The sequence below is a fragment of the Citrobacter sp. wls757 genome, assembly GCF_005280935.1.
GTDB classification, from domain to species: domain Bacteria; phylum Pseudomonadota; class Gammaproteobacteria; order Enterobacterales; family Enterobacteriaceae; genus Citrobacter; species Citrobacter portucalensis.
The window spans coordinates 88,894-104,741 of the sequence record NZ_SZWU01000006.1 but is presented as its reverse complement, the minus strand read 5'-3'; the positions used below and the strand labels follow the sequence as shown (position 1 = coordinate 104,741).

The following is a 15,848-nucleotide window of genomic DNA, read 5'->3' as shown; positions in this document are numbered from 1 at the left end:
GCGCCGCCATACCGGGGTTCGCTTTCGCCTCCGCCAGGACTTCGTCCTGATGTCTGGAGGACCACGGCCCGGCCCACATCACGTTGACCGCCGCAATAATACTGGTAAACAGCGCCAGCACCATCGCCGCTTTCACGAGCACTGCCTTGCTCAGCCCGCAGGCGTGCATGACCGTAATTTCGCTTTCGGTATACAGTTTGCCCAGCGTCATCAACAGCCCGAGGAACAGGCTTAAGGGCAAGATAAGTTGCGCCATTTCTGGCACGCCCAGCCCCAGCAGCGAGAGCACCAGATTTGCCGGGATATCACCGTCAACCGCCGCACCAAGGATCCTGACCAACTTTTGACAAAAGAAGATCAAAAGCAGGATGAATAGGATCGCAAGTTGGCTTTTGAGCGTTTCCCGAACCAGATATCTTATGATTATCACTTTAAATACGCCCGTAAAAACCCGTCTTTTGCCGGAATTTAGCTTGTTTCATGGCTTAAACGTCATTTATTCTCTTGAGTCGTCGAAATCGTCGCTAAGATCATTATACTCAACGGATCCACCTCTCAGAAATTGTTCTGACGTGCCAATGCCGTAATAACGTTAAGATTAACACGAAGTCACCGCAACAGCGGGTATGAGTTACGAAAGCTTGCAATTCTATCCGTAGCCACCGCCGTTGTCTTTAAGATTCAGGAGCGTAGTGCATGGAGTTCAGTGTAAAAAGCGGTAGCCCGGAGAAACAGCGGAGTGCGTGCATCGTCGTGGGTGTCTTTGAACCACGCCGCCTCTCTCCGATTGCAGAGCAGCTCGACAAGATCAGCGACGGGTACATCAGCGCACTGCTGCGTCGCGGCGAACTGGAAGGCAAACCGGGTCAAACCCTGTTGCTGCACCATGTTCCTAACGTTCTGTCTGAGCGAATTCTCCTTATTGGGTGTGGCAAAGAGCGCGAACTTGATGAGCGCCAGTACAAGCAAGTCATTCAGAAAACCATCAATACCCTGAATGATACAGGCTCAATGGAAGCCGTCTGCTTTCTGACTGAGCTGCACGTCAAAGGGCGCAATAACTACTGGAAAGTGCGTCAGGCCGTTGAGACGGCACAGGAAACGCTGTACAGCTTTGATCAGCTGAAGACCAACAAAAGCGAGCCACGTCGCCCGCTGCGTAAAATGGTCTTCAACGTGCCGACCCGCCGCGAACTGACCAGCGGTGAGCGTGCGATCCAACACGGTCTGGCGATCGCCGCCGGCATTAAAGCGGCAAAAGATCTTGGCAACATGCCGCCGAACATCTGTAACGCCGCCTACCTGGCCTCTCAGGCACGCCAACTGGCAGACAGCTACAGCAAAAATGTTGTGACCCGCGTAATCGGCGAGCAGCAGATGAAAGAGCTGGGCATGCACTCTTATCTGGCCGTCGGTCACGGCTCGCAGAACGAGTCGCTGATGTCGGTCATTGAGTACAAAGGCAATCCGTCCGAAGACGCGCGTCCGATTGTGCTGGTCGGTAAAGGGTTAACCTTTGACTCCGGCGGTATCTCCATCAAACCAGCCGAAGGCATGGATGAGATGAAGTACGACATGTGCGGCGCAGCAGCGGTATACGGCGTGATGCGCATGGTGGCCGAGCTTCAGCTCCCCATCAACGTTGTCGGCGTGCTGGCGGGCTGTGAAAACATGCCGGGTGGCCGCGCGTATCGCCCAGGCGACGTGCTGACCACGATGTCTGGACAGACCGTTGAAGTGCTCAATACGGATGCCGAAGGCCGTCTGGTGCTGTGCGACGTGTTAACCTACGTCGAGCGCTTTGAGCCAGAAGCGGTGATTGACGTCGCGACCCTGACCGGCGCGTGCGTGATTGCGCTGGGCCATCACATCACCGGCCTGATGTCGAACCACAACCCGCTGGCGCATGAGCTGATTGGTGCGTCCGAGCAGGCTGGTGACCGCGCGTGGCGTTTGCCGCTGGGTGATGAATACCAGGAGCAGTTAGAGTCCAACTTTGCGGATATGGCGAACATCGGCGGACGTCCTGGCGGTGCCATTACCGCGGGCTGCTTCCTGTCACGCTTTACCCGTAAGTACAACTGGGCGCACCTGGATATCGCCGGTACCGCATGGCGTTCAGGGAAAGCCAAAGGCGCAACCGGTCGTCCGGTCGCGTTGCTGTCGCAGTTCCTGCTCAATCGTGCCGGTTTTAACGGCGAAGAGTGATGTAAAACGCCGGGTGCGCCTTACCCGGCCTACAACATCACTCAACCGTAGGCCGGGTAAGCGTAGCGCCACCCGGCTTTGCATTTAAATCCACAACAAGAAGCCCCATATCATGAGAAACGCAACGTTCTATATTCTGGACAATGACAACACCGTCGATGGCTTAAGCGCCGTTGAACAACTGGTGTGTGAAATTGCCGCAGAACGTTGGCGTGCTGGCAAGCGCGTGCTGATCGCCTGTGAAAACGAAAAGCAGGCTCTTCGACTGGATGAAGCTCTGTGGGCAAGACCGGCAGAAAGTTTTGTTCCGCATAATCTGGCGGGCGAAGGCCCCAGAGGTGGCGCGCCGGTAGAGATTGCCTGGCCGGAGAAACGCAATAGCAGCCCGCGCGACCTGCTCATCAGTTTGCGCGTTGGCTTTGCAGATTTTGCCACCGCTTTCACAGAAGTGATAGACTTCGTTCCTTACGAAGATTCTTTGAAACAATCGGCACGCGATCGCTACAAAGCTTACCGCGTGGCTGGTTTTAACCTGAATACGGCAACCTGGAAATAATGGAAAAGACATACAACCCACAAGATATCGAACAGCCGCTTTACGAGCACTGGGAAAAGCAGGGCTATTTCAAACCTAACGGCGATGAAAGCAAAGAGTCCTTCTGCATCATGATCCCGCCGCCGAACGTCACCGGCAGTTTGCATATGGGTCATGCTTTCCAGCAAACCATCATGGATACCATGATTCGCTACCAGCGCATGCAGGGTAAAAACACCCTGTGGCAGGCCGGTACCGACCACGCGGGTATCGCTACCCAGATGGTGGTTGAGCGTAAGATTGCCGCTGAAGAAGGTAAAACCCGTCACGACTACGGTCGCGAAGCGTTTATCGACAAAATTTGGCAGTGGAAAGCGGAATCCGGCGGCACCATTACCCGTCAGATGCGCCGTCTCGGCAACTCCGTTGACTGGGAGCGCGAGCGCTTCACTATGGACAAAGGTCTTTCCAATGCCGTGAAAGAAGTCTTTGTTCGCCTGTACAAAGAAGATCTGATCTACCGTGGCAAGCGTCTGGTCAACTGGGACCCGAAACTGCGCACCGCTATTTCTGATCTGGAAGTGGAAAACCGCGAGTCTAAAGGCTCCATGTGGCACATCCGCTATCCGCTGGCTGACGGCGCGAAAACCGCAGACGGTAAAGATTACCTGGTCGTCGCCACCACCCGTCCGGAAACCGTACTGGGTGATACCGGCGTAGCCGTTAACCCGGAAGATCCGCGCTACAAAGATCTGATCGGCAAATTCGTTGTCCTGCCGCTGGTTAACCGTCGCATTCCGATCGTCGGTGATGAACACGCCGACATGGAAAAAGGCACCGGCTGCGTGAAGATCACCCCGGCACACGACTTTAACGACTACGAAGTCGGGAAACGTCACGGCCTGCCGATGATCAACATTCTGACCTTTGACGGCGACATCCGCGAAACCGCGGAAGTATACGACACCAAAGGCGAAGAGTCCGACGTTTACTCCAATGAAATCCCGGCTGAGTTCCAGAAGCTGGAACGTTTTGCTGCGCGTAAAGCGGTGGTTGCCGCCGTTGATGCCCTGGGCCTGCTGGAAGAAATTAAACCGCACGACCTGACCGTACCTTACGGCGACCGTGGCGGCGTGGTTATCGAACCGATGCTGACCGACCAGTGGTACGTCCGTGCCGACGTGCTGGCAAAACCGGCGGTTGAAGCGGTTGAGAATGGCGACATCCAGTTCGTACCGAAGCAGTACGAAAACATGTACTTCTCCTGGATGCGTGATATTCAGGACTGGTGTATTTCCCGTCAGCTGTGGTGGGGCCACCGTATCCCGGCATGGTATGACAACGACGGCAATGTCTACGTTGGCCGTACCGAAGACGAAGTGCGTCAGGAAAACAACCTCGGCGCCGACGTTGCGCTGCGTCAGGACGAAGACGTTCTCGATACCTGGTTCTCTTCTGCACTGTGGACCTTCTCTACGCTGGGCTGGCCGGAAAATACCGACGCGCTGCGTCAGTTCCACCCAACCAGCGTGATGGTTTCCGGCTTCGACATTATCTTCTTCTGGATTGCCCGCATGATCATGATGACCATGCACTTCATCAAAGATGAAAACGGCAAGCCGCAGGTTCCGTTCAAGACCGTCTACATGACCGGTCTGATTCGTGACGACGAAGGCCAGAAGATGTCCAAATCCAAGGGCAACGTGATTGACCCGCTGGATATGGTCGACGGTATCTCTCTGGCAGAACTGCTGGAGAAACGTACCGGCAACATGATGCAGCCGCAGCTGGCTGAGAAAATTGCCAAACGTACCGAGAAGCAGTTCCCGGACGGCATCGAGCCGCACGGCACCGACGCCCTGCGTTTCACCCTGGCAGCGCTGGCCTCTACCGGTCGCGATATCAACTGGGACATGAAGCGTCTGGAAGGTTACCGTAACTTCTGTAACAAGCTGTGGAACGCCAGCCGCTTCGTGCTGATGAACACCGAAGATCAGGATTGCGGCTTCAACGGCGGCGAAATGACCCTGTCTCTGGCAGACCGCTGGATCCTCGCTGAATTCAACCAGACCATCAAAGCGTACCGCGAAGCGCTGGATAACTTCCGCTTCGATATCGCCGCGGGCATTCTGTACGAGTTCACCTGGAACCAGTTCTGCGACTGGTATCTGGAGCTGACCAAGCCGGTCATGAACGGTGGTTCCGAATCTGAACTGCGCGGCACCCGCAATACGCTGGTCACCGTGCTGGAAGGTCTGCTGCGCCTGGCGCACCCAATCATTCCGTTCATCACCGAGACCATCTGGCAGCGCGTGAAAGTGATTTGTGGCAACACTGCAGATACCATCATGCTGCAGCCGTTCCCGGAATATAACGCAGCGCAGGTTGATGAAGCGGCGCTGGCCGATACCGAATGGCTGAAGCAGGCGATCGTCGCCGTACGTAACATCCGTGCGGAAATGAACATCGCCCCGGGCAAACCGCTGGAGCTGCTGCTGCGTGGTTGCAGCGCTGATGCGATGCGTCGCGTGAACGACAACCGTAGCTTCCTGCTGAACCTGGCACGTCTGGAAAGCATTACCGTGCTGCCAGCCGATGACAAAGGCCCGGTCTCCGTGACCAAAATCATCGACGGCGCCGAACTGCTGATCCCAATGGCTGGCCTCATCAACAAAGAAGATGAGCTGACACGTCTGGCGAAAGAAGTGGCGAAAATCGAAGGCGAGATTGCCCGTATCGAAGGCAAACTTTCCAACGAAGGTTTCGTTGCCCGCGCACCGGAAGCGGTTATCGCCAAAGAGCGTGAGAAGCTGGACGGTTACGCAGAAGCCAAAGCGAAGCTGATTGAACAGCAGGCGGTCATCGCCGCGCTGTAATTGCCTATGCCGGATAGCGCTGTTCTTATCCGGCAAACGGGCACCGTCATCGTAGGTCGGATAAGCGTAGCGCATCCGACACCACAGACGATAAAGCCTCTGACGCATATGCTCAGAGGCTTTTTATTGAATTATCCTCGCTTGCGCTTCCCCTCACCGCAGTGGTATTAACTGCATATGTCTCACTTTTATGTCATGAGTTCGCTATGAGTGCCATTACCTCCGTCGCGGCAACGCTGCGCCGAATTTCTGCCGATGATAACGCCGCCATTGCCCGTGTTATCCGCAAAGTTTCCGCTGAATACGGGCTTACCGCCGATAAGGGCTATACCGTTGCCGACCCTAATCTGGACGAACTGTTCCAGGTTTACAGCCAGCCGGGCGCGGCCTACTGGGTGGTTGAGCAAAATGGTGAAGTCGTGGGCGGCGGCGGCGTTGCGCCGTTAGGATGTAGTGAACCAGGCATTTGCGAGCTGCAAAAGATGTACTTCCTGTCGAGCGCGCGCGGTCAGGGGCTGGCGAAAAAGCTGGCATTGATGGCGCTCGAACATGCCCGCGAGCAGGGTTTTAAACAGTGCTATCTGGAGACCACAGCGTTTCTGACTGAGGCAATCCGCCTGTATGAGCATTTAGGCTTTGAGCATATCAGCGAAGCGCTGGGCTGTACCGGGCACGTGGATTGTGAAGTGCGGATGTTAAAGCCCCTCTGACCTTACGCCGAGAGGCTTTAGTCGCGTTACTGCATCTCGGCTGAGAGCATCAGTCGAATAACGCCAGCCGCGCGGGCGGTTGGCAGCTTCAGCACCTGTGACCAGAGATCCTGCACTATCTCACAGGCAATTTTCTCTTTGCCGATCGCTTTAGTCGGATCGGCCATGATCTGAATATCCGGCCCATAGCGCTGTACTAGCCCAGGACTTATTGCTTGCAGATCCTGCAACGCCAGCTGTTTCTCATCTGCCGTGACCGTATGTTTGTTCGGACCATAGGCAGCACGCATCATACTCATATCACTCGCCATACGACGGTTCATGATCTCATGCGGAACCAGACGTGCCGGGTTAATCCCCCCTTTCACTGCCGGAAACAGAAAGCGGAAGCATTCGTCATCACCTATTTTGGCCACAGCAGCGATCTGCTCAAGGTTAATTTTCATATATTCAATGACATTGGCATCTGGCGCCTGCTGCAATCTTGCCATTTGTAACTGAAGAATTTGCGGCTGTATCGCGTCGATAACCTGCTGTTCGCTACTCCCTGCTTTCTTCATCTGCGCTGCCTGGCTGATAATTTTTTGTGTCAGCTCAGGTTCCTGCTCCTTAATCACCTGAAACGCCGGATTGGAGAGCATCGCCTTTTCAAACTGCTGCTCTTCGGTCAGACCATAATCCGGGCTTTCGCGTGGGATCAGGTAGTGCACATCAAACAGATTCCACGCGATAATCGCCACCACAAAAACCACCGCGCCGGAGATCTTGCCCAGCCAGCCTTTTTTGCGAAACATGCCGACGACGATAGCAATCACCGCCCCGATATAACCTGCCAACAAAACGTGTGCCCAGTTCATTAACCATCCTTATGCCAAATCATCTCTGTTACGGGGATATATTTCCCCTTCGTGTGTTTTGATTATTACGGCAGCAGCGAGCGATTTCCAGCCACCAGATTTTGCTAACAGAAACAGGAAGGATTAATCCGCGCGGCGATGGACACCGCGCGTCAAACAAAGGAACTAAGCTGGCACACCGCTGTGGAAGCGGAATTCATCGTCAGGAGAGGTGATCAACGCGGCTTCTACTTCGCCAAAAAACTGCACCCGACTACTGATATCATCGGTTGAAACCTGCTGCGCCAGCGCCAGGTAATCCTGATAGTGCCGCGCCTCGGATCGCAGCAGCGACAGATAAAACGCCTGCAAATCGTCATCCAGATACGGTGCCAGCGCGGCGAACCGTTCACAGGAACGCGCCTCAATATAAGCCCCGCAAATCAGTTTATCGATTAACGTCAGCGGCTCGTGGGTGCGTACCTCTTTGAGCATGCCTTTGGCATAACGGCTGGCGGTAATCTTGATATAGGGAATGTTGCGGCTCATCATCGCCTCACGCACCTGCCAGAAGTGATGAAGCTCTTCTTTGATAAGCAAAACCATGCTGTCGATAAGCTTGCGTCCCCACGGGTCGTCGGTTTGCGGCATCACGCTTTTGCTTATCTGTTTATTCAGCGCGATAAAATCCGGCTCATCTCCTTCTCTGAAAGCAAACGCTTCATAGGGTTTCAGCCAGTCCAGCAGCGCCTGCGATCCCTGTTTATCCGCGACATACTTACGCACCAGCAGCATCGCCGTTTGCGCCGCTTTCAGCTCACAGACGAGGTGATCGGTCAATAACAGAGGCAGATATGCCGGGTCTCGCGCTTTATCAAGCCAGGCCTGGGGCGTTTTACAGTGCAGGAAATTGTGGATCGGGGAGAGTATTTGCAGGTAATCCATACGTTGTCCTTGGCCTGCGGCAGCCTGGGCTACCGCAGGTCAGTAGATGACTTAGTGACGCACGCCGTCATCATCTTCGTCGACGAGGTCTTCATCGTCGCCGTCTTCACCTTCTTCGCCGTTCGGGTCTTCAAAATAGGTGCCCCAACCGTCGTATTCCACATCATATTTTTCAGCCAGGTTCATCAGTTGCTCAACCTGAGCATCTATCAACTCCGCATTCAGTGCACATTCGCTCAGAATGTCACAGCAAATAACCGTGTCGCCTTCTTCCACTTCCAGCTCTTCCGGCTCGGTCACTTCATAACCCAGCTTGAAGGCTTCTACTGCCGCTTTTTCCAGGGTTTCGAAGTCATCCGCGGAAAGGTGATGCTCGATGGTGTACAGCGCGTCTGGATCGCTGCCATCTTCGAGTAACTCTTCAATAATCAAGCGTGTTTCTTCACGCTGTTCTTCCAGTAGTTCCGGGTTTGCCATGGCTCGTTCCTCATAATGTCCTGCCGATACTCTTATTGTCACATACCGCTGTCATTGCCTCCACCTTTCCAGGAAAGATTTGTTAAACAAGGTTGCAAATGAATAAACATCCATATAAATTGAATTTTAATTCAATAAATGGCCTAAGCCATGTGAGGGAACCATGTCTGCGTTTTATCAGAAACATTTTTTGAAACTGCTTGATTTCACCTCTGCTGAACTCACGTCACTGCTTCAGCTCGCCGCACAGCTGAAGGCGGAAAAGAAAAACGGCACTGAAGTCGCAAAGCTCACCGGTAAAAACATCGCGCTCATCTTCGAAAAAGACTCAACCCGTACCCGTTGCTCTTTCGAAGTTGCCGCATACGATCAGGGCGCGCGCGTGACATACCTCGGGCCAAGCGGCAGCCAGATTGGCCATAAAGAGTCGATCAAAGACACCGCCCGCGTGCTCGGCCGCATGTACGACGGTATTCAGTATCGGGGCCACGGTCAGGAGATTGTCGAGACGCTGGCGGAATATGCCGGAGTTCCGGTGTGGAACGGATTAACCAACGAGTTTCATCCCACCCAGCTGCTGGCGGATCTGTTAACTATGCAGGAACACCTGCCGGGTAAAGCGTTTAATGAGATGACGCTGGTCTACACCGGTGATGCCCGCAACAATATGGGCAATTCCATGCTGGAAGCCGCCGCGTTAACCGGGCTGGATCTGCGTCTGGTCGCACCGCAGGCCTGCTGGCCGGAAGAAAGTCTGGTTGCGGAGTGCAAAGCGCTGGCACAGAAAAACGGCGGCAATATTACGCTGACCGAAGATGTCGCCACGGGCGTGAAAGGCGCGGACTTCATCTATACCGACGTCTGGGTATCAATGGGCGAGGCAAAAGAGAAGTGGGCCGAACGTATTGCGCTGCTGCGTAAGTACCAGGTTAATAGCGCGATGATGGCGTTGACCGGCAATCCGCAGGTGAAATTCCTGCACTGCCTGCCCGCGTTTCATGACGATCAAACCACGCTTGGAAAACAAATGGCACAGGAATATGGTCTGCACGGTGGAATGGAAGTGACCGATGAGGTCTTTGAATCCCCCGCCAGTATCGTATTTGATCAGGCAGAAAACCGGATGCACACCATCAAAGCGGTGATGGTGGCGACGCTGGCGAAGTAAGAGCATGGATGAAAAGAATGCCGGATGGCGATGCTAAGCATCTTATCCGGCCTAAAATCGCGCTCCCGTAGGCCGGGTAAGGCGAAGCCGCCCCCGGCAAATACGCTTATGCCACCCGCATTTTCACCACGGCTTTGCGTACCAGCGCTGGTGCACCGACCGCGCACAGCGGTTTATGCACTTCGCCCGGATAAAACACCACGAAATCACCTTCGTTCAGCACCACCGTTTTCTCCTGTACTCCTTCCGGCAGGAAGGCGATATCTTTATCCGCCAGCCAGTCAGTTTCCGGCGCGCCCGCAGGCTGCGTGCTGAAGGTCATGCCTTCCTGACCTTTGAGCAGGATCTGAATATCCAGATAGCGCGCGTGATACTCGGCGCGGCGCTGTGCAAACGGCTCCGTCATATCTTCAGCAATCAGATAAAACAGACGATCGCCGTCGATGTCGTGCTTACCTTTTTCCGTCTCATCCGTCACATGCGCTTTAATGTGTTCAATCGCCTGACGCAGCTCTTCCGGCAGCCAGGCATCCAGGTTGTGAATATTGCCGACAATCATCTCAAACCCCTTAATTAAAACATCGTTTCATTTTAGTTGTTATACGAAAAAACGGTCTGCCATACTACTGCTATTTGCCAATATTTTGCGTCAACGCATGTTTATCTCATTGTTGCTGTTTGGCATTCAGGGTGAATGAATATTCATGAGAATCGTTTGCGATGAATAATTTGTGCATTTTTCGCTTGATCCCACAACGGAGCTGAGTATAATCGCGGACAATTTGCCGGGAGGATGTATGGTTCAGTGTGTACGACATTTTGTCTTACCGCGTCTGAAAAAGGACGCTGGCCTGCCGTTTTTCTTTCCGTTGATCACCCATTCCGAGCCCCTCAATTGAGGGGCTTTTTTTTTGCCCAGGCGTCAGGAGATAAACATGGCTAACCCGCTCTATCAAAAACACATCATTTCCATAAACGACCTCAGCCGCGATGACCTCAATCTGGTCCTCGCAACAGCGGCGAAATTAAAAGCTAACCCACAGCCGGAGCTGTTAAAGCATAAGGTTATCGCCAGCTGCTTCTTTGAAGCCTCAACCCGCACCCGTTTATCCTTTGAAACCTCCATGCACCGCCTGGGCGCCAGCGTGGTGGGTTTCTCTGACAGTAGCAACACCTCTCTGGGCAAAAAAGGTGAAACACTGGCCGACACTATTTCCGTCATCAGCACCTATGTCGACGCCATCGTAATGCGCCATCCGCAGGAAGGCGCCGCGCGTCTGGCTACGGAGTTCTCCGGTAACGTTCCGGTACTGAACGCAGGCGACGGCTCCAACCAACATCCCACCCAAACGCTGCTGGATCTGTTCACCATTCAGGAAACTCAGGGTCGCCTGGACAATCTGCACATCGCCATGGTGGGTGACCTGAAATATGGCCGCACCGTCCATTCCCTGACCCAGGCGCTGGCGAAGTTCGAAGGTAACCGTTTCTACTTCATCGCCCCGGACGCGTTGGCCATGCCGCAATACATTCTGGATATGTTGAATGAAAAAGGTATCGCCTGGAGCCTGCACGGCACTATTGAAGAGGTGATGGCGGAGGTCGATATCCTCTACATGACCCGCGTACAAAAAGAGCGTCTGGACCCGTCCGAATACGCCAACGTGAAAGCGCAGTTTGTTCTGCGCGCCAGCGATCTGAACGGCGCCAGAGCAAACATGAAGGTACTGCATCCGCTGCCGCGTATCGATGAGATCACCACCGACGTCGACAAGACGCCGCACGCCTGGTATTTCCAGCAGGCTGGCAACGGCATCTTCGCCCGCCAGGCGTTACTGGCACTGGTACTGAATAGCGAACTGGCACTGTAAGGGAGAAAAAGAGATGACACACGATAACAAACTGCAGGTTGAAGCCATCAAACGTGGCACCGTGATTGACCATATTCCCGCACAGGTTGGTTTTAAGCTGCTGACGCTGTTCAAACTGACGGAAACCGACCAGCGTATCACCATCGGTCTGAACCTGCCGTCAGGCGAGATGGGCCGTAAGGACCTGATTAAAATTGAAAACACGTTCCTGACCGATGAGCAGGTAAACCAGCTATCCCTGTACGCCCCGCAGGCAACGGTAAACCGCATTGACGATTACGACGTGGTGGGTAAATCACGTCCGAGCCTGCCAGAGCGTATCGACAACGTACTGGTTTGCCCGAACAGCAACTGTATCAGCCATGCTGAGCCGGTTTCCTCCAGTTTTGCAGTGAAAAAGCGTGCCGATGACATCGCACTCAAATGCAAATACTGTGAAAAAGAGTTTTCGCATTATGTGGTGCTGGCCAACTAATTGGGGTTGGTTATGAGATCCCGGCTCCCTATAATGAGCGGGAACATTCTACTACCGCTGTAATTCAGGAGAAATCATGAGCAAGACTATCGCGACGGAAAATGCACCAGCAGCAATCGGCCCATACGTTCAGGGCGTTGATCTGGGTAGCATGGTAATCACTTCCGGTCAGATCCCGGTCGATCCGAAAACCGGTGCCGTAGCGGAAGACGTGTCCGCTCAGGCACGTCAGTCGCTGGAAAACGTAAAAGCTATCGTTGAAGCAGCAGGCCTGAAAGTGGGCGACATCGTAAAAACGACCGTCTTCGTAAAAGACCTGAACGATTTCGCAACTGTAAACGCGACCTACGAAGCGTTCTTCACCGAACACAACGCGACCTTCCCTGCGCGTTCTTGCGTAGAAGTTGCCCGTCTGCCGAAAGACGTGAAAATCGAGATTGAAGCGATCGCCGTTCGTCGCTAAGTCTCCTTGTGCCGGATGGCGGCTTCGCCTCGTCCGGCCAATGCACGGGTCGTTTACAGGCCCGGTAAGCGTAAGCGCCACCGGGCATTTATCACATCACACCAAACAGTTTCGGCAGGAACAGCGAAATCGCCGGAATGTACGTCACGAGCATCAGCACCAGGAATAGCACAAGGTAGAATGGCAACATCGCCTTCACCACCTGCTCTATTTTCTGTTTACTCACCGCACTGGCCACAAACAGCACCGACCCTACCGGCGGCGTAATCAGGCCGATCCCTAAGTTCACCAGCATGATCATGCCAAAATGAACCGGATCAATGCCGAGCGCGTTGGTCACCGGCAGCAGAACCGGCGTCAGAATAAGGATCAGCGGTGCCATATCCATCAGCGTACCGATCAGCAGCAGCATGATGTTAATACACATCAGGATGACGTATTTGTTGTCCGAGATGCTGGTGAAGGCTTCAGTGATACGCATCGGCAACTGCATATAAGTCATGACGGCCCCAAACGCGGCGGCAAAACCTATCAGGATCATGACGATAGTGACCGTCTTCACCGTGCGGAACATCAGCTTCGGCAGCTCAGACCATTTATAGTCACGATAGATAAACATGGTGACAAAGAAGGCCCACAGGCAGGCAATTGCCGCAGACTCCGTTGCGGTAAAGATACCTGACAGGATACCGCCCATGATGATCACAACGGTCATCAGGCCCCACAGCGTATCAACGAAAATCTTCAGCGCCTGGCGAAACGGTACACGTTCTCCTTTTGGATAACCGCGCTTGTGCGCAAAAGCCACGCACATCACCATCAGGCTGAGGCTTAACAGCAGCCCCGGCAGGATCCCGGCGATGAACAGCGCGGCAATCGACACCGTGCCGCCGGTCGCCAGCGAGTAAATAACCGAGTTATGGCTGGGCGGCGTAAGAATCGCCTGTACCGAACCACTGGCCGTTACCGCTGCGGCAAAGTCACGCGGATAACCTTTTTTATCCATCTCCGGGATCATTACCGAACCGATGGACGCGGTATCAGCCACAGACGATCCGGAAATAGCACCAAAAAAGGTTGATGCCACAATGTTTACCAGCGACAGTCCGCCGCGGATAAAACCAACAAAAATATAGGCAAAGTTCACCAGTCGCCGCGCAATTCCCCCTTCGGCCATAATAGCCCCGGCCAGAATAAAGAATGGGATCGCTAACAGAGAGAACTTGTTCACCCCGCTGGTCAGTTGGATCATTACCGCTTCCAGCGGAATATCAATATACCAGGCCCCAATGATGGCGCTAATGCCAACCGCGTACGCTACCGGTACCCCAATCGCCAGCATAATGCCGAGCGTAAAGACGAGAATAAATGCATCCATCTGCTTTCCTTTCTGAAATGGGGGCGGTAACTAGCTGGTCGATCCCAGCATGACAACGGGACGTTGATACTGCGGACCACGGAAAATCTTTTCTGCGATAAACAGCAGCGTTATGGCAGAGCCAATCGGCAACGGAAGATAGTTTTGCCCGGCGCTTAAAAGCGGGAATTCCGCCACGGGCTGGTCCCACAGTTCAAGACAGAGATTGGTTCCGTACCAGAGGATAAACAGGCTTATCGCCACCAACATAACGTCTGCGATTACCGAGCAATAACGGCGGGAAGCATCCCCCAGACGGTCAGTCACCATGCTCACCGCGATATGCGAGCCTGCACGATAGCTCACCGCCGCGCCAATAAAGGTGAATGTCACCATACAGAGAATAGCGACGGGTTCAGGCCATGACAGGGCGTTATTCAGAACATAACGCGCGAATATACCAATGGGGATAATGGCGACCATGACCAATAATGCGATACCGGCAATCCACATTGACACCCGATAAAGAAAATCCATTACCGATGAATAGCATTCACCCATAATTATCACCTCGAATTAATCAAAAGATTCAGGCGGAGGGTTGATATCCTCCACCTGATGAATTACTTCACATCCTGAATACGTTTGATCAAATCCTGGTGGTCTTTACCGTAATTATCCCGCACTGACTGCGTGGCTTTATAGAAATAGTCCGTATCAATATCGTGGAACTGAACGCCGTTGGCTTTCATGGTCTCCAGTGATTTCGCATTATAATCCTGCCAAAGTTTTCGTTGCTCTATCTGTGCTTCCTTGGCGAGTTTAATAATGAGATCCTGATCTTCTTTTTTCAACTTATCCCATTTAGCTTTCGAAAACAGAAAAAGCTCAGGAATAATAAAGTGTTTGCTCCAGGTATAGTTTTTCACGACCGGCAAATAGTTATGCGCAACAAACGTTGGCGGGTTATTTTCCGTGCCATCAATAACGCCGGTCTGCATGCCGCTAAATACTTCACTGACGCCCATGACAACGGAGTTAGCGCCCATCGCTTTCAGAGTATCCAGCGCTATCGGACTTCCTTGAACGCGGATTTTCATACCGTGTAAATCTTCCGGTTTCACCACCGGATTTTTGGTGATCAGGTTACGCGTGCCGGCATCCATCCAGCCGAGAAACACCAGCCGCGATTTGGTATTGGCCGTCAGACGATCGCCAATTTCCTGCCCGATCATGCCGTCGAGAACCTTATGCAGATGGTCCTCATCGCGGAAAATATATGGCAGGGTAAACACGTTAATTTCAGGGAGAATGGCGGCAACAGGCGTCATTGAGACACGAATAATATCGATAGCGCCTAATTGCGCCTGTTCAATCATCTGTTTTTCATCGCCTAACACGCCACCAGGAAATGTTTTAATCTCCAGACGACCGTCGGTCGCGGCGCTAAGTTTTTCCCCCATATGTTTGACAGCAACAACGTTAGGGTAATCAGCCGGATGCACATCTGCGGCGCGAAAAGTTTGTGCCAGCGTTGCATGACTCATCAGTAATACAGACGCGCCAATACATAGACTTAACAGGTTTTTTGTCAGTTTCATTTGTCCTTCTCCAGAAGTTCATAATATCCATTAACAGGAATAGCTTGCAGAGCAAATGACTGCCGGAATTAAAAACGGGCAGCGAGAAACTTTCTTAACGACGTTACCTGCGCAGACTAACTGGTGTAACAATTTATTTCGATGACTGCGTTCACAAAAAATCGCAGACGCTTAAAATTTTTAGCACACTGTTTCATTTTTGCAATGCAGATCGTTTTATTGATAAAAAAACAACGCAAGGAAGGCGATTTGATACTAATAACACCCGTTAGCATTTCAATAAAAATAAAACACTAATGTTGTGAGGTAATATCTTCGAATGAAAA

General features: G+C 53.0%; 18 protein-coding genes. 9 read left to right on the top strand and 9 right to left on the bottom strand.

The window, feature by feature from the left end; all coding sequences use genetic code 11:
* Together FDW94_RS23675 and FDW94_RS23595 are read right to left on the bottom strand one after the other, a co-directional pair.
* The coding region (locus FDW94_RS23675) for an LptF/LptG family permease (RefSeq protein ID WP_249358204.1) at positions 1-430 on the bottom strand (430 nt) is incomplete at its 3' end.
* A gap of 62 nt (positions 431-492) precedes the next feature.
* The gene (locus tag FDW94_RS23595) at positions 493-543 is read right to left on the bottom strand and encodes a hypothetical protein (protein WP_212723231.1); all 51 of its coding nucleotides are present in this window, start codon (positions 541-543) and stop codon (positions 493-495) included.
* A gap of 153 nt (positions 544-696) precedes the next feature.
* Here FDW94_RS23595 and pepA point away from each other — a divergent pair, with 153 nt between their 5' ends.
* The 4 genes from pepA (at position 697) to FDW94_RS00890 (ending at position 6,329) form a co-directional block, all read left to right on the top strand.
* Complete coding sequence (gene pepA / locus FDW94_RS00905; RefSeq protein WP_003025870.1) at positions 697-2,208, top strand: leucyl aminopeptidase; 1,512 nt, start codon at positions 697-699, stop codon at positions 2,206-2,208.
* Between the two features lie 112 nt (positions 2,209-2,320).
* A complete protein-coding gene (gene holC / locus FDW94_RS00900) occupies positions 2,321-2,764 on the top strand; it encodes a DNA polymerase III subunit chi (protein WP_003830256.1) in 444 nt (147 codons plus the stop codon).
* Positions 2,764-5,619 (top strand): valine--tRNA ligase, encoded by a 2,856-nt coding sequence (locus FDW94_RS00895; protein WP_137376979.1) that lies wholly within the window; start codon positions 2,764-2,766, stop codon positions 5,617-5,619. Before holC ends, FDW94_RS00895 begins: the two co-directional genes overlap by 1 nt.
* A 206-nt stretch (positions 5,620-5,825) precedes the next feature.
* On the top strand, positions 5,826-6,329 hold the full coding sequence (locus tag FDW94_RS00890; protein WP_003830259.1) for a GNAT family N-acetyltransferase: 504 nt from the start codon (positions 5,826-5,828) through the stop codon (positions 6,327-6,329).
* A gap of 26 nt (positions 6,330-6,355) precedes the next feature.
* Here the strand turns inward: FDW94_RS00890 and FDW94_RS00885 are convergent, their stop codons facing one another.
* From FDW94_RS00885 to rraB, 3 genes are all read right to left on the bottom strand, one after another.
* Complete coding sequence (locus tag FDW94_RS00885; RefSeq protein ID WP_100271583.1) at positions 6,356-7,186, bottom strand: topoisomerase II; 831 nt, start codon at positions 7,184-7,186, stop codon at positions 6,356-6,358.
* Between the two features lie 165 nt (positions 7,187-7,351).
* On the bottom strand, positions 7,352-8,110 hold the full coding sequence (gene miaE, locus FDW94_RS00880) for a tRNA isopentenyl-2-thiomethyl-A-37 hydroxylase MiaE (protein WP_137376978.1): 759 nt from the start codon (positions 8,108-8,110) through the stop codon (positions 7,352-7,354).
* A 51-nt stretch (positions 8,111-8,161) separates the two neighbouring features.
* Positions 8,162-8,587 (bottom strand): ribonuclease E inhibitor RraB, encoded by a 426-nt coding sequence (gene rraB / locus FDW94_RS00875; RefSeq protein WP_003025845.1) that lies wholly within the window; start codon positions 8,585-8,587, stop codon positions 8,162-8,164.
* A 163-nt stretch (positions 8,588-8,750) separates the two neighbouring features.
* Between rraB and argF the strand changes: the two genes are divergently transcribed.
* A complete protein-coding gene (gene argF, locus FDW94_RS00870; protein WP_100271585.1) occupies positions 8,751-9,755 on the top strand; it encodes an ornithine carbamoyltransferase in 1,005 nt (334 codons plus the stop codon).
* A gap of 106 nt (positions 9,756-9,861) precedes the next feature.
* On the opposite strand, the gene FDW94_RS00865 is transcribed toward argF, so the two are convergent.
* On the bottom strand, positions 9,862-10,314 hold the full coding sequence (locus FDW94_RS00865) for a YhcH/YjgK/YiaL family protein (protein WP_048215052.1): 453 nt from the start codon (positions 10,312-10,314) through the stop codon (positions 9,862-9,864).
* Between the two features lie 238 nt (positions 10,315-10,552).
* Here FDW94_RS00865 and pyrL point away from each other — a divergent pair, with 238 nt between their 5' ends.
* The 4 genes from pyrL (at position 10,553) to ridA (ending at position 12,564) form a co-directional block, all read left to right on the top strand.
* On the top strand, positions 10,553-10,654 hold the full coding sequence (gene pyrL, locus FDW94_RS00860; protein ID WP_003025819.1) for a pyr operon leader peptide: 102 nt from the start codon (positions 10,553-10,555) through the stop codon (positions 10,652-10,654).
* Between the two features lie 36 nt (positions 10,655-10,690).
* Positions 10,691-11,626: an aspartate carbamoyltransferase gene (gene pyrB / locus FDW94_RS00850; protein WP_003025818.1), complete on the top strand. Its 936-nt coding sequence runs from the start codon at positions 10,691-10,693 to the stop codon at positions 11,624-11,626.
* Positions 11,627-11,639: 13 nt separating this feature from the next.
* Entirely contained in the window at positions 11,640-12,101 is a 462-nt protein-coding gene (gene pyrI / locus FDW94_RS00845; protein WP_003025816.1) for an aspartate carbamoyltransferase regulatory subunit, read from the top strand.
* Positions 12,102-12,177: 76 nt separating this feature from the next.
* On the top strand, positions 12,178-12,564 hold the full coding sequence (gene ridA, locus FDW94_RS00840; protein ID WP_000047544.1) for a 2-iminobutanoate/2-iminopropanoate deaminase: 387 nt from the start codon (positions 12,178-12,180) through the stop codon (positions 12,562-12,564).
* 91 nt (positions 12,565-12,655) lie between these two features.
* Here ridA and FDW94_RS00835 read toward each other — a convergent pair whose 3' ends face one another.
* From FDW94_RS00835 to FDW94_RS00825, 3 genes are all read right to left on the bottom strand, one after another.
* Complete coding sequence (locus FDW94_RS00835) at positions 12,656-13,942, bottom strand: TRAP transporter large permease (RefSeq protein ID WP_003830349.1); 1,287 nt, start codon at positions 13,940-13,942, stop codon at positions 12,656-12,658.
* A gap of 30 nt (positions 13,943-13,972) precedes the next feature.
* Entirely contained in the window at positions 13,973-14,482 is a 510-nt protein-coding gene (locus FDW94_RS00830; RefSeq protein ID WP_043018240.1) for a TRAP transporter small permease, read from the bottom strand.
* Between the two features lie 62 nt (positions 14,483-14,544).
* Positions 14,545-15,522 (bottom strand): TRAP transporter substrate-binding protein, encoded by a 978-nt coding sequence (locus FDW94_RS00825; protein WP_008786055.1) that lies wholly within the window; start codon positions 15,520-15,522, stop codon positions 14,545-14,547.
* Positions 15,523-15,848: the final 326 nt, after the last annotated feature.